The sequence below is a fragment of the Rhizobium redzepovicii genome, assembly GCF_019793435.1.
Taxonomy (GTDB): domain Bacteria; phylum Pseudomonadota; class Alphaproteobacteria; order Rhizobiales; family Rhizobiaceae; genus Rhizobium; species Rhizobium redzepovicii.
The window spans coordinates 176,474-194,353 of sequence record NZ_JAILYH010000003.1; the positions used below are offsets into that span (position 1 = coordinate 176,474).

Consider the following 17,880-nt stretch of genomic DNA (forward strand, 5'->3'; position numbering starts at 1 on the left):
ATGGCGAAGGACACAATGAGCAAGGACATCATGGACATCCTCAGCCCGGTGCTGGGGGAAGAGCTGGCGGCGGCCGTCATCGAGCATCGCAGGCGCACGCTGAGGAAGCCGCTGACGGCTTACGCCGCCCGCATCCAGGCCAGGGAATATCTGCTGACCGGCGATCCGGCCGGCGCTGCCGAGATGCAGATCTTCCGCGGCTGGCAGGCGATCAAATGCGACTGGTACCTCAAGGAGAAGGCGAGGGAAGCCGGGTCGATCAACAGCAGCACGAGAAGGACGACAGTCGATGCCGCAAGAGATTTCCTCTCCGGTGAGGATCATAGCGGGGATGCTTTCGGGTTTCCCGGCATCATCAGGCACTGATCCCGACATGCAGATCCGCGCCTATCTCCTCGCCATCGACGGCATCCCGCTGGAGGCCGTCTGGCAGGCGGCCAAACTGTTCATTTCAGGCAAGGTCAGGAATCATAACCGCGCCTTCGCACCGAGCTCGGCCAGTTTCGCCGAGCAATGCCGCCGGCAGCAGGCGGCGATAACGGCGCAAAGCCGCCCGCGCGTCGCGCCGGCGCCCGAGCCGCCGCAGCCGAAGGTCGCGGCCTACAAGCTGCAGCTCTTGCGCGACGCCGCGAATGGCAGCCGCAGCGCCAGGCGGGAGCTGGCGAAGATGTTTCCCGACAACCCGATCATTGCACGAGCCACACGACACGAGGAGGCATTGAGGTGAGAAGCCTGTTCTGGACGGAAGACAAGATCGTCAAGGCGCAGAAGCTCTGGCAGCAGGGGCTCTCGGCAAGAGAGATCGCCAACCTGTTCGGCTCGAAGAAGAACACCGTCATCAACATGGCGCACCGCAACCGCGACAGGTTCCCCGCAAGGCAGGTCACCCGGCCGCCGCCGCCCGAGACCCGCGAGGCGCCGGCACCGATCCGCCACCCCGACCGCGTCACGCGGGTAACCTTGTCGGGGGCTGAGGTGACAATGCCGCGCGTGCCCTGCATCGATGGGCCGGCATCATGAGCCAGCCCACCCCGCGCGAAACCGAAATCATCGGCTGGATGGCGGCCGGAAAGACCGCCGCCGAGATCGGCACCATTCTCGGCATCTCCCCCATCACCGTGAATACGCACATCGCCAACGCCAAGGCGAGACTCGGCGTCTTCAAGGATACCGCACTGGTCGCCGCCGCACTGCGCAACGGCATTATTCGATAGAAGGACAATCAACATGGGTGGCAAAGCAGCCAAGGTCAGGACACAGCGGGCAAACAAGGGCGCCGGCCGGCCGCGCAAGGCAAATGTCGAGCGTTTTCCCTGCGGCAAGATCAAGCCCTTCGAGACCGAGAAGGACAATATCAGCGTCGCCATATCAGCCCGCCGCCGCATCCACGGCTTCGGCCGGACGGTCGACGACGAGACGGTCAAGAGCCCGTTTGCCGGTTATACGCTGGGGCGCATGTTCCTCGACGGCCTGATCACCGCAGCGCAGCGCCAGGCCGGCGACGACTATGCCGAGGCGATCGCCCGCTACCACAAAACCACCGGCATCCCGGCCCCGAGCCCGCGGGCGCAATCGCTCTTTTCCGTCAAGGGCCACGAAGGCGAAGTCACCGAAAGCCTCGCCGACCGCGCCCGCAAGGCCAGCAACCGCATGATGGCGCTGCAGGGCATCCTGCTGCGCTGCCAGGACGGCCCGCAGGTGCGCAGCACCGTCTATAACGTCACGGTGATGGACTACGAACACCTGCGCCAGATGCCGCCGCAGCAATTGCTCTGGCTGCGGCGCGGGTTGATCGCGCTGCGCGGGGCGAGGGGTGGGTGATGATGACGAGGCGAGGGAAGCGAAATTCGCCGACATCCCATCCGCCGTCGCTGTCCTTGCCGCAGAGCTCACTCACCCTCCGTCGTCCTCGGGCTTGCCCGAGGATCCACGCTCGGCCTCCATTAGCAGCGGCCCGGAGACACGGGCGGGAGCGGGGCGAGGGGCATGCTGCGACATCTGTGATTACAGCCGTCTGCCTTCATAGGAAGGCTTCACGAGGCTGAGAATTTCACCATGACACCGCGCTGCCGAAAGTAGGCCTCCATCCGCTTCCTGCCAGAACGGTTATTCTGCACGAGCCTGGCCGGGTCGAATACGGCCTCTTTCAAACCCGCCCGCGTCAACGCTGCCTTTAGGGCCGCGATATGCACGTCGATGTCGGCGTTGTCCGCCTGGAGCGACTCATAAATGCGGTTTGTTGCATCTGCTACGGTCGGTTCGCTCACGATTACACTCCTGTTGTCGTCTGGCTGGCCTGACCGTATTGGGGTGAAACCCGTTTACGTCAATGGGTGACAATGGATTGGAACAATTCGTCCACTTTCGAAGACGAACCACCAGAAGCCGCCTCCCGTACGAGAGCCGACCTCATCGTTGGCGAATGGCTCAGTGTTAGATCTTCAAAAATCGATAGGCGAAGCGATCGGTCGCTCCCTTGATCGAGGGATCGAAGACCTTGATCGAGTGCGAATCGTCCTTGTTCGCGAGCACGGTGCTTTGCGCGTCCAGTACGAAGCCGGCCGCCTCCACCTCCTCGCGAACGGATGCAGGCTCAATCCGATGCAGCGACTGTGCATCGCTCGTGCCCGCCCCGACGGCGGCGGCGTGGTCGACGATGACATAGGACCCGCCGGGCTTCAGCCGCTCGTAGACGGCTCGATTGAAGGCGGCGGCCGTCGCGCCCCTGGCCTGGATCAGGGCGGTGTGGAGATCGTGGTAAAACAGATGCAGCCACAGGACATCCGCTGTTTGCGTGACCTCCGGCATCGCCACGAGGTCCGCCGAGACGGCTTCGACGTTCGCTCGGCCCGGTTCCATCGCAAGCGTTCGCATGCGGCCGACCGGATCGTTCTTGAAGTGAGCGACTTCGGCCGGTACGAAGCTGAAGACCCGTCCGTCGGGTCGCACGATGTCGGAGAAGAGGCGGGTCCAGTCACCGTCGCCCGGGTAAACGTCGATGACGGTGGAGCCCGCATCGACCCGTGCGAACCGGATCAATTCGGATAGCTTGGATTGGTCGTACATTGGAATCTCCTTTACGGTTGAGTATTAGACGAGCGCGCGGCGTGCGAGGCTCCGATCCATGGCTCATTCACCTTCGACGCCGGGCGGAGGGCCGCCGTCGGCCAGCGCTACGCCAGCCCTGACGCGTCCATCTGCGCGGCGCGCGCCAGTGCTTGCGTGTCGACGTATTCCCGGATGTTGGTCAGTCTGCCGTCCCGGACCGTGATGGCGAAGACCCAGTCGTCCTCGAACGGCTTGTTCGTGGCCTTGATCTTTCCCTTCGCGAAGCCGACGACCAGGACCCGGTCTCCTTGCGCTACGAACTCCCGGGGTTCCGTGGACGTTTCTATCGACTTGGATGCCGTCTCGAGCAAATCTGCCAGTCCCGCGTGCCCGCGGTGCGTTCCGGCCAGCGGCCAGTCCTTGCCCGGAATGATCCACTCGATGTCCTCGGCGACCAGCGCCAGCAGAGCCTCCCTGTCGCCGTGGCCGATCGCGGCGAAGAAGTCCTTCACGGTCTTGATGTTCTTCTCGATGCTCATGGCATCTTCTCCATTTTCTGCCGATCGGATCGCGCTCGATCCGATCGGGTGCATCGTGTCGCTGCTGATGGGGATGTCGTGTTCGTCAGTCGAACTTGACCAGGTCCTTGAAGATCAGCCGGCCCCAACTATTTCCGCGCGCCTGCACAAGCAGTCCGCCTTCAGAAAGCCCGCCAAGTTCGATCGGCGCGAAACCGAGATTTTTCGCCAGCGCACCAATCTCCGCTGCGGCAGCGTCATCGTCGCTCGCCAGGAACACGACTCTCCTGCCACCCTTTACGGCGGGATCCTGGTCAAGGCTGGCCGCGATCAAATGGTTGAAGCCCTTGACCAGTTTCGCACCGGAAAACGCGTGTGCGACGTACCTGGAAGACGGCTGTCCTTCGAGTTCCTCCGGGGGCACGCCGTAGGCATTGGTCACATCGACGATTGTCTTCCCCTGCCAGGTGGGAAGCGTCTTCGCGACCTCCGGGTGCGCCTCGAAACGGACAGCCAAAAAGATGATGTCCGCCTTGACGGCTTCCGCCAATCTCTTGGGAATGATCGTGGGCCCGATCGCGGCTGCGGCGGATGCGAAGCTTTCCGGGTCGCGCGTGGTTGCAACGGAAACTTCGATGCTGTTTCTGGCAAAGGCCCTAGCAATAGCCTGGCCGATATTGCCGAATCCTATAATTGAGTAGCTCATAATGCTTCTCCGATCCTGTGTTGACGCCGGGTCAGACCTGCGCCCAACCACCATCGACGGCGAGATCTATACCGGTGATGTAGGAGCTCTCATCGGAGGCGAGGAACGTGAGCGCAGCCGCGATTTCCTCTGGCTTGCCCCTGCGTCCCATTGGGATCTGTGCAGCAAACTGGGCGACCGCCTCCTCGGCTTGCTCAGCGGTCAGGCCGGTCGTTGTCGCCAAGGCGGGAGTCTCGATCGCGCCGGGGCTCATCGTGTTGACGCGGATATTGCGGTCCTTCAGCTCTTGGGTCCAAGACCGCGAGAAGCTGCGAACAGCCGCCTTGCTCGCTGCGTAAGCGCTGAACGCTGGCAGCCCCATCACATTCGAGACCGAAGAGTTCAGAATGATCGATCCGCCGTCCTTGAAGAGGGGAAGGGCCTTCTGCACCGTAAAGAACAGACCCTTCACATTCACATCGAAGGTCTGGTCAAAATGGGCCTCAGTCGCTGCCGCAAGCGGCGCGACCGTACCTGCGCCCGCGTTTGCGAAGAGAATGTCGATGTGACCATGTTTCTCCTTCACGGTGGCGTAGAGCCGGTCCAGATCTTCCAGGCGCGAGACGTCGCCCACGACTGTCGTCACGTTTTTCCCGATAAGGGCCGCAGCCTCTTGTAAGGCTTTCTCGCGTCGCCCGATAATCACGACCTGCGCACCTTCCTCCACGAAGCGCTTGGCAGTGGCCAATCCGATGCCGCTGCTTCCGCCCGTGATGACTGCTACTTTGCCTTCGAGTTTTTTCATGATGTTCTATCCTTCGTTGTGTTCCTAGGGCGCGGGATCGCGTCGGGTCAGAGTTGCGCTAGGCCGCCGTCGACGGCGACTTCGCTGGCTGTCATGAAGCTGCTGTCCGACGACGCGAGAAAGGCGGCCACCGCCCCGATCTCCGCGGGATCGGCCATACGCTGGAGTGGAGTCATCGCGCCGTAGGCCTTCTGGCCTTCCTCACCCAGCGCCTCCTTCGCGAGTTCGGTCGCCGTCGCCCCGGGTGACAGCACGTTGACCCGGATGCCGGTGCCCTTCAGGTCCTCTGCCCAGGTCCGCGCGAGATTGCGTACCGCGGCCTTGCTCGCGCTGTAGGCAGTGAATCCCGGGGCTCCCGTGGTGCCGGCGCTCGATCCCGTCAGGATGATCGAACCGCCTGAGCCCATCAGCGGCAGCGCCTTCTGGACCGTGAAGATCGTGCCCTTCACATTGGTGTCGAAGGTCTCATCAATGTGCTCGGCGGTGATTTTGCCGAGCGGAAGCGGGCTTCCCGCCCCGGCATTGGCGAAGACGATGTCGAGCGCTCCGCGCTCTGCCTTCACCGCGTCGTACAGGCGAACAAGGTCGGCCTCATCCGAGACCGAGCCCTTTACCGCCCGCGCATTGGGCCCGAGCTCCGCCACAGCGGCGTCAAGCGCCTCCTGCCGGCGGCCGAAGATGAAGACGAAGGCCCCCTCGTCGATGAAGCGCTTGGCTGCGGCGCGGCCGATGCCGGTAGCGCCGCCGGTGATCACGGCGGTCTTTCCATTCAGTCTGTTCATGTCATGCGTCCTTCGTTTCGCCGTCACATGTTTTCGGCTGTACGGGGATGTCTCCCGAGAACTCCGATATGGGTTCGTCGAAGTCGGGCGGTGAGTGCGCAATCACGCACATGGGTGGTGCAAAAACGATCCATCCAGATGATCAAGTGCCGCAACACTCGCGCACATTGCGGCTCAGTGTGCTAGAACGGGCTTCGGAAGCCGCGCCGCGCGGCGCGGGAATGCACCATGATCGACTGGGATGACATTCGCTACTTTCTTGCCGCCGCGCGCGGAGGCTCAGTGCGGGCTGCCGCCAAGCGCCTCGGGGTGAACCACGCGACGGTGCTGCGACGCATCGCCCAGCTCGAGGAACGCCTCGGGGCGCAGATGTTCGAAAAGCTGCCTTCAGGCTACCGCCTGACGGCTGCGGGCGAGGAGGTCCTCCAGCTCGCGGAGGAGATGGAAGCGTCGTCGCACCAGCTGGAGACGCGCGTCTTCGGTCGCGACCAGAGCGTGCGCGGGCTTCTGCGGGTGACGTTGGCTCCGACCCTTGCGACACACCTGCTGATGCCGGACTTCGCCGATTTTGCGCGTCTGCATCCTGATATCGAGATGGAAATCGTGTCGTCCGGCGAGCTGGCGAATCTGACCAACCGAGAGGCTGACGTCGCGATCCGCGTCGTCTACGACCGCAAAACCCTGCCGCTCAATCTTCACGGCCTGAAGGGGCCGGATATATTCGGCGGTATCTACATGTCCCGCGATCTGCTGGCAGCGTGGCGTGCGGGGGCGCCGGATCCCATCCGATGGATCGTCATAAGCATTCATGGCATCCCGGACTGGGTCCGCGACGGCGAAGTTCGCACCACGGGGGTCCCGTTCAGGACGACGGACGGCGAGGCGCAGATCGTTGCAGTACGGCAGGGGCTCGGGATCACGACACTGCCGTGCTTCGTCGGAGATGCCGATCCCCAGCTGGTGAGGGTGCCGGGCACCGACCTGCACATGTACGGAACGCTCTGGCTTCTCACGCAGGGGGAGACACGCAAGACGAAGCGCGTGCGGCTCTTCACGGAGTTCGTATCCGGCAGGCTCGCCGCCTACGCTCCGCTTCTCACGGGGCTGTCCATATCGCGCGACTGACGCCCGGCAGGTCGCCGGCGGGCATGTCGAGCCGCTTGATTGGGAGCCGATAGTCCATAGGTCCCTCCATGCCTTGATGCTGGCGACCACAAACGAGTGACGGCTGGGTCGGCGGGCTCAGCGGCGGACGCGGTAGCGGATGTGCGTGGCCTCGGTTGTATCGATCACCCGAACGATCTCCAACTCGACGCGCGATGGTAAGACTTCGAACATTCGGCGGCCACATCCGAACAAGACTGGAACCTGGTGTATTTGCAGTTCGTCGAGCACGCCAGCTTCCAGCGCCCGTTGCGCCGTATACGCGCCAAGCATCAACACGTCCCGGTCCCCGGCGGCGGCCTTCGCCTGCGCCATTGCACTCGTGATCCCGTCGCTCACGTATTTGACCAACGGATAATTCGCGACGGATGGCCCGGGCGGCCTGTGACTGGGTACGAAGATCGGGACACCGTGATTGTCACCGCCCCAGTGATCGACCTGCTCCACGGTTCGCCGACCCGCCAGAATCGCACCTGGCGCGTTCCATTCGTCCCACAATTCTCCGACCGGTCCGGTCGGTCGGGAAAAATCCCCGTACCACTCGTGCAACCGCATAAAGTCGTCGCCGCCAGGATTGCCCACTTCATCGTTGGGCCCCGCGATATACCCGTCCAGTGACATGGACATGAAGAGCACTGATGCAGACACTTTTATCTCCTTTGGTCTTTTCCAAACTGGGCGGTGGGAATTCTCTCTGCGGGTGGGCTATTGATGCAAAAGCGCGTTCAGGCAAGCCGAGCGCGCGGGCGGACAGTCTCGATGTTCCCAAGGACGCTCGAGCGACGCTGACGCCGACATCCCGAATACGATTTAGGTACCGCCCTATCTCACAGGGGACCGAACCATGCTCGAGCCGACTGGGTTGGCGCCAAGCGCGGTGAAATCAGCGCACTGCTCGTCGGAGAACTCGTAACGATCCTGGCCTGGGCGAACGATCAGGACCAGCGGCGGGAAGCCCCTGGCATATTTCCCTGGTCGTTCGGGGAAGGCGTGTCGGTGCGTGTAGGCTCAGGGCCTGGGATGACCGAGGGTGGGCGTGTGTTTTCGCTAAACTCCCCGCCGATCGAGCCGAAACCCGCCGTGGAGCAATAGTGCACTTTAGCGATGCCTCATGAACCCTTTCCGTTGCCGTTCTGTGGGAGTATTTTGATCGCACTCAACTTGGCGCTGGAGAGTGCAGTGTTTGTAGACGGCCGTCGCACGTTTCTGCTCTTTTTGGCCATCGCATTCTGTCAGATGGCGTTCGCGCCGCGATCAGGGGCGGCCGACGACACCGTGACGATCGACGGCGGAATGCTGAAGGGTGAGAGGTCGGGCACGGTCGTCAGCTTCAAGGGCATACGCTATGCGGCGCCGCCGGTTGGTGATCTGCGATGGCGCAATCCGCGGCCAGCGGAGACATGGAGCGGTATTAGGGATGCCCGCAATTTCGGTCCGTCCTGCATGCAGACCGACGACCTGCCGAAGTCAGAGGATTGTCTGACCCTCAATGTCTGGACACCCGTCAAGCGTCCCCGCACACCGCTGCCGGTGATGGTCTGGATTTACGGCGGCGCTCTTGCCCATGGAAACACCCCCCAATATCCTGGTGGCCAGCTGGCCGCCCGGAAAGTTGTGTTCGTCAGCATGAATTACCGCATGGGCCGACTGGGTTATTTTGCCCATCCGGCGCTGATGAAGGAATCCCCTGACGAGCCCGTCGGCAACTATGGTTACATGGACCAGCTTGCCGCCCTGAAATGGGTCCAGCAGAATATCGAAGCCTTCGGCGGCGATCCGAAGAAAGTGACGATCTTCGGAGAGTCGGCCGGTGGCGGCTCGGTGATGGCGCACATGATATCGCCACTGTCACGCGGGCTGTTCCGGGGCGCCATTCTACAGTCACCGGGTCTGCCGACCGCGCGTGCGCAGAGCACGCCCTTGTCACCTTTGGAAGAAGCAGAGAAAATCGCGTTGGACTATGCGGCTTCTCTGGGAATCAATGGCAGCGATGCCGAGGCTCTCGCGGCCCTTCGGGCGCTGCCTGCGCAAAAGCTGACCGAAGGTGCATCGGCACAAGAGGTGCTTGTGGGAATGTCGACAGGCAAGCCTGTCATCGGCATCTCAGGCGCGATCATTGACGGACGGTTTTTGCTCGAAACGCCGGAAGCGGCTTTTGCGGCGGGCCGTCAAGCGCCGGTTCCGGTCATCGTCGGGGCAAATGATCGAGATCTCGGCATCGGTGAGGCCGCGACGAAAGACGATCTCTTCGCGCTCTTCGGGAAGCATGCCGCCGAAGCCCGCAGACTCTACGATCCCAGCGGCCAACAGACCCTCGATGAGCTGAAGCAGCAGGTTCTGGCCGACAAGACGCTTGTCGAACCATCCCGCCACCTCGCTGACGAGATAGCCCGCACCGGCCAGCCGACATGGTGGTATCGTTTCTCCTATGTCGCCGAGGCCTTGCGCAACGATCCGATGTGGAAAGGCACTCTGCACGGCTTCGAAATTCCGTATACGCTCGCCATCCCAAACGCACTGGTGAAAGACAAGGTGACACCTGCCGACTGGGCCATGGCCACATTGGCAAGCGAATACTGGCTCGAATTTGCAAGGAGCGGTGACCCCAATGGCGGCTCACGGCCAAAATGGCCCCAGCACAACCCGGCCGTCGACAGGGTCATCGACTTCAGCAATCACGGCGCAATGGTCGGAGCCGATCCGCTGAAGCCGAGGCTCGACCTCTGGCAAAGGCATTGGGAGGAGACGAAATGACGGGGGCGGCACCTGTCGCCTGATGTGTTGCCTTACCCATTGCGGGAACTGCCGAATAACACAAGCCCGCTTTGTCATTGCAATCTTCCTGGGAAGACCGGATGTCGCGATTGACGGAAGCCCGATCTCCGCTGAATTGCGCTTGGCAGCTTTGGGGCGAAAGGCGGCAGCCGGGTCGGTCGGATTGGGCCGGAAGCAGACGTCCTATTCCCGCTGGGCTGTCTCGCATAGGCTGAGAATCTCGCCTAGTCGCTGAGCTAAAGTTGTGCGATATTCAAAGCGGGATCGAACTCTGTCTACCGCAGCTCTTTGCAAGACAATCTGCCGATGCCGGCAAACACAGCCGTCCTTGACGCTGATCCCATCTGCACTAGCAGGCATGATCGCCCCTTCGGCGCATAATACATAGCCACGAACAACTTTCAGCCTACCGCATTGCACGCACCGTAGCACCGTTCAAACCGGTGCCTTAACGGGCGCGCAAAACTCAGGAGGAGGAGTCATTATGAGCTATACAAAAAACCTCTGTTTCGGACTGCTGGCTTCGGCATTTGCTGTCACGTTAAGTGCACCGGCAATCGCTCAGAACCAAACGCCGAAACCAAACATCGTCGTCATCATGGGCGACGACGTTGGCATCTGGAATATCGGGGCCTACAATCGCGGCATGATGGCGGGCCGCACGCCAAATCTCGACAAGCTTGCGGCCGATGGCATGCTCTTCACCGACTACTACGCCGAGGCGAGTTGCACGGCAGGCCGTGCGAACTTCATCACCGGCGAGCTGCCGGTCCGCACGGGCATGACCACGGTGGGCCAGGCGGGTTCTCCGATCGGTCTGCCGGCTGCTGCCCCCACGCTCGCGACCGTGCTCAAGTCGATGGGCTACGCCACTGGGCAATTCGGCAAGAACCATCTCGGTGACCTGAACGAGTTCCTGCCGACCGTTCACGGTTTCGATGAGTTCTTCGGCTATCTCTACCACCTCGATGCGATGGAAGACCCCGCGCACCCTGGTTATCCGCAGGACCAACTGAACGTCGTCGGGCCACGCAACATGGTCCATTCCTGGGCGACAGAGGTGGATGATCCGACAGAAATGCCGCGCTGGGGCAAGGTGGGCAAACAACGGATCGAGGATGCCGGCACGCTCTATCCTGAGCGCATGAAGACAGTTGACGACGAAATCCAGTCCCTCTCTTTCAAGTTCATCGAAAAGGCCAAGGCGGACGGAAAGCCATTCTTCCTGTGGCTCAACCCGACCCGCATGCACATTGTAACGCATCTCTCGGAGAAGTATGAAAATATGCGCAACTCGGAGAATGGATGGACCATTCACGAGGCTGGCATGGCGCAACTTGATGACATCGTGGGCGCTACGATGCAAAAGCTCAAGGATATGGGCGTAGACGACAACACCATCGTCATGTTCACCACCGACAACGGAACCGAGAACTTTACCTGGCCTGATGGCGGGCAGACGCCGTTCTATGGCGGGAAGGGCACGACCTTTGAGGGCGGCTTTCGCGCACCGGCAATGATCCGCTGGCCTGGACATGTCCCGGCCGGCTCAATCGGCAACGGCTTGATTTCGGGCCTCGACTGGTTCCCGACTTTCACCGCGGCCGCAGGCAATGCCAATATTGCCGTGGAACTTAAGGCTGGAAAGGAAATGAACGGGCAGAAGTACAAAGTGTATCTCGACGGTTATGACCAAACGAGCATGATCACCGGGTCGGGTCCGTCGAACCGCCACGAAATCTGGTATTTCGCCGAAAGTGCTCTCGGCGCCGCCCGCGTCGAAGACTACAAATATACCTTCAAGGAACAGCCCGGCGGCTGGCTCGGTGACACAGTGACATTAGGTGCGCCAACCATCGTCAATCTACGTCTGGACCCGTTCGAGCGGACAGCGTTTTACAAGGGGAACACCGGCTCTCTCGAATATTTCGAATGGTATAAATTCGAGTTCTGGCGCTTCGTGCTTGTACAGCAGCGGGTAGAACAATTGGCGAAATCCGCCGTCGAATTCCCACCCATGCAGGCTGGTGCGAGCTTCGGGTTGAGTGCCGTCAAGGCGCAGATCGCCGAAGCCATGAGGAAGCAAGCGCAATAGGCAGTCCTGCATTTCGAAGGGCAGCTCGCAGGGGCTGCCCACTTTCGTGGCTAAGCCGCAAGACTGCGGTCCCGGCCGTAACAGCAAGCTCTTCTCATCCACGTGCTCATGCTTTCACAGCCGAAAAGAACAGGAACCGCGGCTTGGTCGTCAGGCTCTGATAGGCCCGCGGAAAAAGCGTGCGGGCTTCAGGATCGGGCTGGGGCTCGCTGACGATGTCGATCTGAAATCCGGCCGACTTCAGCGCCTCGAACATGGCGTGCAGCGGCCGATGCCAGAAGCGCATGGCGATATCCTTTCCGCCGCGCTGCCAGGTCTCATCGAAACTGTAGGTCTCGAAATAATTGTCGCGACCGGTCGAGGCGTGATCCATGAAGGGATGGTGGGTGGAAAGAACCAGGCGACCGCCTTCGGGCAGCAGCCGGTTGAACTCCGAAAGGGGCCCCGACCAGTCGGCAAGATAATGCATGACCAGCGAGGCAAGGATCAGATCGAAAGCTTTGTCCGTAAACGGCAATGCTTCGTTGAGATCCGCCAACAGCAGCCGCGCGCGCCCTTGCAGGCGACGTTGCGCGATCTCAAGCATGCCGGCACTGGCGTCGATCCCGGTCACGACAGCCCCGCGCTCAAGGAGCGCTGCCGCATGCGCCCCACCGCCGCATCCCGCATCGAGCACGGAGAGACCGGCGACGTCGCCAACCAGGGCAAGAATAGCCGGCCGCTCGTAATAGGCATTCCAGGCATTGGTCTCGTTATCGGCATCATAGGCCGCCGCGAAGGCATCATAGTCATTCTCGGCCAAGATTTTTCCCTTTCCGAAGACTGTTCGAAGACGCCTCTGTGTCAGAAGCTTGCTCGATCGACCTGCAAAAGGCCGAGATCGGTCACGCACGATCTCAAGGGTGACATTGCCAAGACGCGCTGCATCCGAGCGCGAGCCTCCGCCATAGATCAAGGCAAGCGCCAAAAGACGACGCGCCTGCGCCGCGTGCTTGCTCTTGCGGGCCAGACGCCGAACACCTTCCGCGTCAAAATCCGCCCGTAATGAAATCGCTGCTCCCATCGCAGACCTCTCGTTTGGCGTATTGATCCCTGTCAGCTTGCCGGATTGCGCGCGGTGACGATCCACGCCGCGCCGTTGATCATCACCGACCGCTCACCGGGGCAGCCGCGAAGGCGGCACGAACCGCAGCCGAGGCGCGGGCCCGGATATCGTCGGGTTGATCAGCGAGAGAGCGCGCCAGCGGGCCGACCTCGAGTGTCATCTTCACCGCGTCGTCGAGCGCCGCATCCCGCGTCTCCCCCTTGCCGAATGGGATAGAGGCATCGAAGGGCGCGATAGCGACATCGGTGAAGCCAGCCGCCGTTAGAATGCGCGTCACCCGCCCCTGGTCGCCAAACGAGAACGGGCCGGGCGCTTCGGGATCGGGCGGCGCCGTCGGCGGGAGGATGCCCTTCATGGCGCCTACCGGCAAGCGAACCCAATCGTTCTCGGCCATGGAGCGCCAGCAGACGAAAGCGACCCGCGCGCCCGGCTTGAGCGCACGGCGCATATGAGCGAACGCCACGGTCGGATCGTCAAAGAACATCACTCCGAAGCGCGAGAACAGGATGTCGAACGCGCCCTCGGGCAGATCGGCGCTGCTGGCGTCGGCCACCTGGAACAGGGCCGGCGTATCCTGCGGCGCGCGCACGCGCGCTCTGCCGATCAGCGGTTCGGATATGTCCACGCCTAGCACATGGCCCCCAGCGCCGACGCGGGCGGCAAGATCCAGACTGGACGCTCCCGCGCCGCAGCCGACGTCCAGCACGCGTTCGCCTGTAGCGGGCGCGGCGGCTTCGATCGCGGCCTGACCGAACACCGCCATCATGGCATCGAGCCGGACCTGGTAAGCGACCCAGCGCTCCCCGCTTTGGCCTTTCCAGTCGGCGACCTGATAAACATTTTCCTCTGTCATGCCATATCCTTGTTCTGATCTGTTCTTAATCAAGCTATCCGCCCGCGTGATTGTTGCCACCGTGCGCGGCGATGAACATGGCAACGGCCGACCGGCAATAGGTTTCGATTTCGTTATCGTCCTCTGCTCTCGCCTCATCGAAGCGTGCGATAATCAGGAGATCGGATCCTTTGATAAGCGCGGCAAACAAGCGGGCGGACTGGAGAGGATTGGGCACGTTCAAAACCGCCTTCGTGTGCAACTGACGCAGCAGGGCCTCGATTTGGGCGATGACATAGGCGGGGCCGGCTTCGTAATGGAGCTTGCTTAAAGACTTTTGATTCGTCTTGTCGGCCATGATCATGGCTTCGACACTGCGCACCTCCGGGCTCAACAGCGTGCGAAGCAGGGATGATCCCACCGCCATGAGCTGCTCTTGGGCCGAACCGTCGATGCCTTCAAAAAGGGCCTGTGGTGCAAACTGATGGCAGTGGGCCGCAATGGCCGCACTGAACAGCGCCTCCTTGTTCTCGAAGTGCCGATAGATGCTGAGCTTGGATATCTTCGCCCGTTGGGCGACCTTTTCCAATGTCGTCGCTTGAAAGCCCAATTCCACAAAGAGTTCGCACGCGGCGTCGGCTATCGTTTGGCCAAGCGCCTCATTGGCGGGCCGGCCGCGCCGGGCCTGGCTGTTTTTTTCGGTCACGACAATTACGATCCTTGACAGTATCTTAATTCCTGCATTAAGATACCACGCGGTATCGGAAATGTGCAAGCCAGAGATTGGATTTTACCCTGTCCCCCAAATCAAGTTTCCCGAGGGCGCCCGGCAATATCGAATGCGGCATCGTCCGCCCGGTCAATACAGTGATGGGCGACTGTCTCGGCAATGCCGGAGCCCTGCTCGCTGCCCGTCTCGAGCGCTTATCGCTGGCCGCTATTTCGCGCCACGCCCACCCCAACCCCCACCATCCGCAACACGGAGCCCATCACCATGGATGACGTCATCATCATCGGCGGCAGCTTTGCCGGCCTCGCCGCCGCCCTTCAGCTCGGCCGTGCTCGCCGCAAGGTCACCGTTCTCGATACCGGCCTGCCGCGCAATCGCTTCGCCGGCCACTCGCATGGCCTGCTCGGCCACGATCACAAGCCACCGCTGGACATCCTGGCCGAGGCGCGGCAGCAACTCGCGCGTTATCCCACGATCAGGCTGGTCAATGCCCGGGCCGACAGCATCTCCGGCACCATCGACGACTTCTCCGTCCTCACTGGCGATGGCGAGCGCCTTGGGGCGCGCCGCCTGATCCTGAGTTACGGCGTTGCCGACCAGATGCCCGATGTTCCGGGCTTTGCCGAAAGCTGGGGCACATCCATCGTGCCCTGCCCCTATTGCGATGGCTTTGAAGTCGCCGACCAGCATTGGGGCCTCGTCTGGTCCGGCCCGCCGTCGCACAATTATGTCAGGCTGTACCACGACTGGACCGAAACGTTGACGGTCTTCGCCGATGGTCACGACATTTCACCCGATATCCGGGCCGATCTGGCGCGCCGCAACATACCTGTCGTTGATGGCCGCATCGCCGAAATCGCCCATCACCGGGGCCATATCACCACCGTTAATCTCGAGAGCGGCCGCAATGCCGCAGTCGATATCCTGTTCGCACATCCGCGCAACAAGCCGTCCGCAAGCCTGCATGACTCACTGGGCCTCGCCACGGTCAATACGCCCTTCGGCATCGCCCTCAAGGTAGACGAGCGCCGCGAAACCAGCACGCCCGGCATCTACGCTGCCGGCGATCTTGCAAACCCAGCCATGGCCTCGGTCACCACGGCAATATCGCAGGGCGCGACGGCGGGTATCTCCGCCCAGCAGTCAATGCTGGTTTGAGAAGACACAGATGGAGTTCCAACACGTCACCTTCGACTCTGATCAATGAGGAAGCCATGGTCGCCCACGTGCTGTCGACCAGCTGGCCTGTCTGGCCAGCACACTTGCCGCTATCGTCAACGGCCACAAGCAAAGCCGGATCGATGAGTTGCGGCCTTGGAATTACGTGAGATAGAAGGCGGTTCCGCCTTAACGCAGATAAGAAGGTGGTGGCTGCCGGTTCATATCCTGTGATAGTTCACGGGGATGATCTACAAGCATCAACACCTTTGGCCCGGCGTCCCGCTCGCTCTTGGCTCGGCCGTTCTCTTCGGGGCGTCAGCGCCGCTCTCCAAGCTGCTTTTGGGGTCAATCGATCCTTGGTTGCTGGCAGGCGTTCTATATCTTGGAGCCGGGATTGGGCTCGCCGCCGTCAGTTGGGGACGTCGCCTGATCGAGCTGCCGAACGTGGAGGCTCCGCTACAAAAGGGAGATATTCCCTGGTTGGTCCTGGTCGTCTTGTTTGGTGGCTTACTCGGTCCGCTTTTGTTGATGCTGGGTCTTTCTCGGACCTCGGCATCTTCGGGCTCGCTGCTTCTCAATCTTGAAGGATTGGCGACCATGGGTATTGCATGGCTTGTATTTCGCGAGAACGTAGATCGGCGGCTATTGCTTGGCGCTATGGCTATCCTCGCTGGGGCGGCTGTGCTGTCATGGAACGGTGAGACGCTTCACCTCGATATCGGTGGTCTGCTGATTGCAACTGCGTGCCTGTCATGGGGTATCGACAACAACCTTACCCGCAAGTTGTCTTCGTCCGACCCAGTTCAAATCGCGATGATCAAGGGGCTCGTCGCCGGTACGACCAACCTTGTGTTGGCGATAATGTTTGGCGCGTCATTGCCAAATGCTACTCTCGTTTGCGCTGGTTCATTGGTCGGCTTCCTCGGCGTAGGAGTCAGCCTGGTGATGTTCATGCTCGGGCTCCGCCATCTTGGGGCAGCCAGGACAGGGGCCTACTTCTCGTTGGCTCCGTTCATTGGCGCAATTCTTGCGGTCCTCATTTTTGGCGAAGCCGTTACACTGCAGCTTGTTGCGGCGGGCATCCTGATGGGCATTGGCCTATGGTTGCATCTGGCCGAGCGTCACGACCACGAACACTTGCACGAGGCGCTGGAACACGACCACTCGCATGTCCACGACGCACATCACCAACACGTCCACGACGGGCCATTCACGGAGCCTCATTCTCACTGGCATCGACACGAGCCGTTAAGTCACAGGCACGCCCATTACCCCGACCTGCACCATCGCCATCCGCATGAGTAAGCCATCGAAACGGTAGGGCACGCGATGCGGTCGGACAGACCCTCCGGTTAAATAGCGCGACCCCGATAGAAATCACCTTGTAACGGCCACTTCAGGCGCAATACGGACAGCCGCGGTCTTGCCCGAAGATCGAGCCATCGGCCGCAACCATGGATCGGCGCCTACCATCGACAAGCGCGCCTCAGGGAGGAATGGCTGGACATCGGCCTAGTTCTGCGGTGTCGGTCTCGCTGGCGCGAGCTGTTCGTCGCAGCGTAGGCAACAAGGCCCAGCCAAGGTTCTGCAAAAGGCAAGCCCTTCGCACGCCCTACGGCGTAACCGTCAGCCTGGCTTGCATCCCGGCTTCGTAGTGGCCCTTCATGTTGCAGAAGAGCAGATAGGTGCCCGGCGTCAGCTTGGCGTTCAGCTTGCCGCTGGCGCCTGGTTTCAAATCGGAAACCTCGCCCAGGCTTTTCAGCTTCGATTCATCGATGCGATTCTTGGTGGCGTTGACCGGGATGGGCAGGTCCGGAGATTTCAGGCGAACGACGACCATTTCATGCTGCTCGGTCATCGCATCGTTGTGGACTGCGAAGGTCGCGGGGCCGGCTTTCACCGTCGGCGGGTCGAGCTTCAGCGACATCGCACCGCCGCCTTCTCCATCTTCCGTAACATTGATCACGGTGGCGGCCGCAAAGCTTGCTCCGGCCGAGCAGGCGAGAATGGCAGCTCCGGCGAAAAGGGACAGCAGTCTGGCACGTGGCTTCATCGTTGGTCTCCGTCGGGGTTTAAGAGTGGTGGGCGCTGAGCCGGTTGCTCAGCCAAGGATCATCCGGGGCGGCATGCAGTGGGTCGCTGTCGTCATCGAAGGCTCGCTGGTTGTCGTTTCGATCGCG

Annotated in this window: 20 protein-coding genes and 2 pseudogenes; 10 read left to right on the forward strand and 12 right to left on the reverse strand. The window is 61.5% G+C overall.

Annotated elements, in window-relative coordinates; genetic code table 11:
* Genes K6N12_RS05555 through K6N12_RS05575 form a run of 5 tightly spaced genes read left to right on the forward strand, consistent with a single transcriptional unit; the run spans window position 1 to window position 1,821 of the window.
* Window positions 1–366 (forward strand): hypothetical protein, encoded by a 366-nt coding sequence (locus K6N12_RS05555; RefSeq protein WP_064837306.1) that lies wholly within the window; start codon window positions 1–3, stop codon window positions 364–366.
* Window positions 332–727 carry a hypothetical protein gene (locus K6N12_RS05560; RefSeq protein ID WP_097627343.1) on the forward strand — a complete coding sequence of 132 codons (396 nt, stop codon included), beginning with the start codon at window positions 332–334 and terminating at the stop codon, window positions 725–727. Before K6N12_RS05555 ends, K6N12_RS05560 begins: the two co-directional genes overlap by 35 nt.
* Window positions 724–1,020 (forward strand): GcrA family cell cycle regulator, encoded by a 297-nt coding sequence (locus K6N12_RS05565; RefSeq protein WP_097627344.1) that lies wholly within the window; start codon window positions 724–726, stop codon window positions 1,018–1,020. Before K6N12_RS05560 ends, K6N12_RS05565 begins: the two co-directional genes overlap by 4 nt.
* Complete coding sequence (locus tag K6N12_RS05570; protein WP_097627345.1) at window positions 1,017–1,214, forward strand: response regulator transcription factor; 198 nt, start codon at window positions 1,017–1,019, stop codon at window positions 1,212–1,214. The genes K6N12_RS05565 and K6N12_RS05570 overlap by 4 nt, the downstream gene beginning before the upstream one ends.
* A gap of 13 nt (window positions 1,215–1,227) precedes the next feature.
* Entirely contained in the window at window positions 1,228–1,821 is a 594-nt protein-coding gene (locus K6N12_RS05575) for a hypothetical protein (RefSeq protein ID WP_097627346.1), read from the forward strand.
* Window positions 1,822–2,033: 212 nt separating this feature from the next.
* Here the strand turns inward: K6N12_RS05575 and K6N12_RS05580 are convergent, their stop codons facing one another.
* From K6N12_RS05580 to K6N12_RS05605, 6 genes are all read right to left on the reverse strand, one after another.
* Window positions 2,034–2,270: a hypothetical protein gene (locus K6N12_RS05580; protein WP_027685648.1), complete on the reverse strand. Its 237-nt coding sequence runs from the start codon at window positions 2,268–2,270 to the stop codon at window positions 2,034–2,036.
* 163 nt (window positions 2,271–2,433) lie between these two features.
* On the reverse strand, window positions 2,434–3,066 hold the full coding sequence (locus K6N12_RS05585; RefSeq protein WP_097627347.1) for a class I SAM-dependent methyltransferase: 633 nt from the start codon (window positions 3,064–3,066) through the stop codon (window positions 2,434–2,436).
* 107 nt (window positions 3,067–3,173) lie between these two features.
* A complete protein-coding gene (locus tag K6N12_RS05590; RefSeq protein WP_097627348.1) occupies window positions 3,174–3,587 on the reverse strand; it encodes a nuclear transport factor 2 family protein in 414 nt (137 codons plus the stop codon).
* Window positions 3,588–3,672: 85 nt separating this feature from the next.
* A complete protein-coding gene (locus tag K6N12_RS05595) occupies window positions 3,673–4,272 on the reverse strand; it encodes an NADPH-dependent F420 reductase (protein ID WP_097627349.1) in 600 nt (199 codons plus the stop codon).
* Window positions 4,273–4,303: 31 nt separating this feature from the next.
* Window positions 4,304–5,056, reverse strand: a complete 753-nt coding sequence (locus K6N12_RS05600; protein WP_097627350.1) for an SDR family NAD(P)-dependent oxidoreductase — start codon at window positions 5,054–5,056, stop codon at window positions 4,304–4,306.
* A 47-nt stretch (window positions 5,057–5,103) separates the two neighbouring features.
* Window positions 5,104–5,838 carry an SDR family NAD(P)-dependent oxidoreductase gene (locus K6N12_RS05605; RefSeq protein ID WP_097627351.1) on the reverse strand — a complete coding sequence of 245 codons (735 nt, stop codon included), beginning with the start codon at window positions 5,836–5,838 and terminating at the stop codon, window positions 5,104–5,106.
* Between the two features lie 228 nt (window positions 5,839–6,066).
* On the opposite strand from K6N12_RS05605, the gene K6N12_RS05610 reads away from it, so the two are divergent.
* Complete coding sequence (locus K6N12_RS05610) at window positions 6,067–6,963, forward strand: LysR family transcriptional regulator (RefSeq protein ID WP_097627360.1); 897 nt, start codon at window positions 6,067–6,069, stop codon at window positions 6,961–6,963.
* A 117-nt stretch (window positions 6,964–7,080) separates the two neighbouring features.
* Here the strand turns inward: K6N12_RS05610 and K6N12_RS05615 are convergent, their stop codons facing one another.
* On the reverse strand, window positions 7,081–7,638 hold the full coding sequence (locus K6N12_RS05615; protein ID WP_206099957.1) for a dihydrofolate reductase family protein: 558 nt from the start codon (window positions 7,636–7,638) through the stop codon (window positions 7,081–7,083).
* A 543-nt stretch (window positions 7,639–8,181) separates the two neighbouring features.
* Between K6N12_RS05615 and K6N12_RS05620 the strand changes: the two genes are divergently transcribed.
* Window positions 8,182–9,756 carry a carboxylesterase/lipase family protein gene (locus tag K6N12_RS05620; RefSeq protein ID WP_097627364.1) on the forward strand — a complete coding sequence of 525 codons (1,575 nt, stop codon included), beginning with the start codon at window positions 8,182–8,184 and terminating at the stop codon, window positions 9,754–9,756.
* A gap of 505 nt (window positions 9,757–10,261) precedes the next feature.
* On the forward strand, window positions 10,262–11,872 hold the full coding sequence (locus K6N12_RS05625) for an arylsulfatase (RefSeq protein ID WP_097627366.1): 1,611 nt from the start codon (window positions 10,262–10,264) through the stop codon (window positions 11,870–11,872).
* A 106-nt stretch (window positions 11,873–11,978) separates the two neighbouring features.
* Here the strand turns inward: K6N12_RS05625 and K6N12_RS05630 are convergent, their stop codons facing one another.
* The 4 genes and pseudogenes from K6N12_RS05630 to K6N12_RS05640 form a co-directional block, all read right to left on the reverse strand.
* Window positions 11,979–12,674 (reverse strand): class I SAM-dependent methyltransferase, encoded by a 696-nt coding sequence (locus tag K6N12_RS05630; RefSeq protein ID WP_097627753.1) that lies wholly within the window; start codon window positions 12,672–12,674, stop codon window positions 11,979–11,981.
* Window positions 12,675–12,755: 81 nt separating this feature from the next.
* Window positions 12,756–12,935: pseudogene (locus K6N12_RS34015) on the reverse strand (IS630 family transposase); the annotation flags it as partial.
* 32 nt (window positions 12,936–12,967) lie between these two features.
* Window positions 12,968–13,830 (reverse strand): annotated as a pseudogene (locus K6N12_RS05635) (class I SAM-dependent methyltransferase).
* Window positions 13,831–13,864: 34 nt separating this feature from the next.
* Window positions 13,865–14,521, reverse strand: a complete 657-nt coding sequence (locus K6N12_RS05640; RefSeq protein WP_179867142.1) for a TetR/AcrR family transcriptional regulator — start codon at window positions 14,519–14,521, stop codon at window positions 13,865–13,867.
* Window positions 14,522–14,803: 282 nt separating this feature from the next.
* On the opposite strand from K6N12_RS05640, the gene K6N12_RS05645 reads away from it, so the two are divergent.
* Entirely contained in the window at window positions 14,804–15,697 is an 894-nt protein-coding gene (locus tag K6N12_RS05645; protein ID WP_097627369.1) for an NAD(P)/FAD-dependent oxidoreductase, read from the forward strand.
* Between the two features lie 246 nt (window positions 15,698–15,943).
* Window positions 15,944–17,005 (forward strand): DMT family transporter, encoded by a 1,062-nt coding sequence (locus tag K6N12_RS05655; protein WP_097627371.1) that lies wholly within the window; start codon window positions 15,944–15,946, stop codon window positions 17,003–17,005.
* A 307-nt stretch (window positions 17,006–17,312) separates the two neighbouring features.
* Here K6N12_RS05655 and K6N12_RS05660 read toward each other — a convergent pair whose 3' ends face one another.
* Window positions 17,313–17,753, reverse strand: a complete 441-nt coding sequence (locus K6N12_RS05660; RefSeq protein WP_097627373.1) for a copper resistance protein — start codon at window positions 17,751–17,753, stop codon at window positions 17,313–17,315.
* Window positions 17,754–17,880 lie beyond the last annotated feature (127 nt).

What these genes read in the sequence shown, in the direction of transcription:
- K6N12_RS05555 (WP_064837306.1), top strand. Translation starts at nt 1, where the DNA reads ATGGCGAAGGACACAATGAGCAAGGACATCATGGACATCCTCAGCCCG.
- K6N12_RS05645 (WP_097627369.1), top strand. Translation starts at nt 14,804, where the DNA reads ATGGATGACGTCATCATCATCGGCGGCAGCTTTGCCGGCCTCGCCGCC.
- K6N12_RS05625 (WP_097627366.1), top strand. Translation starts at nt 10,262, where the DNA reads ATGAGCTATACAAAAAACCTCTGTTTCGGACTGCTGGCTTCGGCATTT.
- K6N12_RS05600 (WP_097627350.1), bottom strand. Translation starts at nt 5,056, where the DNA reads ATGAAAAAACTCGAAGGCAAAGTAGCAGTCATCACGGGCGGAAGCAGC.
- K6N12_RS05660 (WP_097627373.1), bottom strand. Translation starts at nt 17,753, where the DNA reads ATGAAGCCACGTGCCAGACTGCTGTCCCTTTTCGCCGGAGCTGCCATT.
- K6N12_RS05575 (WP_097627346.1), top strand. Translation starts at nt 1,228, where the DNA reads ATGGGTGGCAAAGCAGCCAAGGTCAGGACACAGCGGGCAAACAAGGGC.
- K6N12_RS05585 (WP_097627347.1), bottom strand. Translation starts at nt 3,066, where the DNA reads ATGTACGACCAATCCAAGCTATCCGAATTGATCCGGTTCGCACGGGTC.
- K6N12_RS05655 (WP_097627371.1), top strand. Translation starts at nt 15,944, where the DNA reads ATGATCTACAAGCATCAACACCTTTGGCCCGGCGTCCCGCTCGCTCTT.
- K6N12_RS05560 (WP_097627343.1), top strand. Translation starts at nt 332, where the DNA reads ATGCTTTCGGGTTTCCCGGCATCATCAGGCACTGATCCCGACATGCAG.
- K6N12_RS05595 (WP_097627349.1), bottom strand. Translation starts at nt 4,272, where the DNA reads ATGAGCTACTCAATTATAGGATTCGGCAATATCGGCCAGGCTATTGCT.
- K6N12_RS05605 (WP_097627351.1), bottom strand. Translation starts at nt 5,838, where the DNA reads ATGAACAGACTGAATGGAAAGACCGCCGTGATCACCGGCGGCGCTACC.
- K6N12_RS05570 (WP_097627345.1), top strand. Translation starts at nt 1,017, where the DNA reads ATGAGCCAGCCCACCCCGCGCGAAACCGAAATCATCGGCTGGATGGCG.
- K6N12_RS05610 (WP_097627360.1), top strand. Translation starts at nt 6,067, where the DNA reads ATGATCGACTGGGATGACATTCGCTACTTTCTTGCCGCCGCGCGCGGA.
- K6N12_RS05590 (WP_097627348.1), bottom strand. Translation starts at nt 3,587, where the DNA reads ATGAGCATCGAGAAGAACATCAAGACCGTGAAGGACTTCTTCGCCGCG.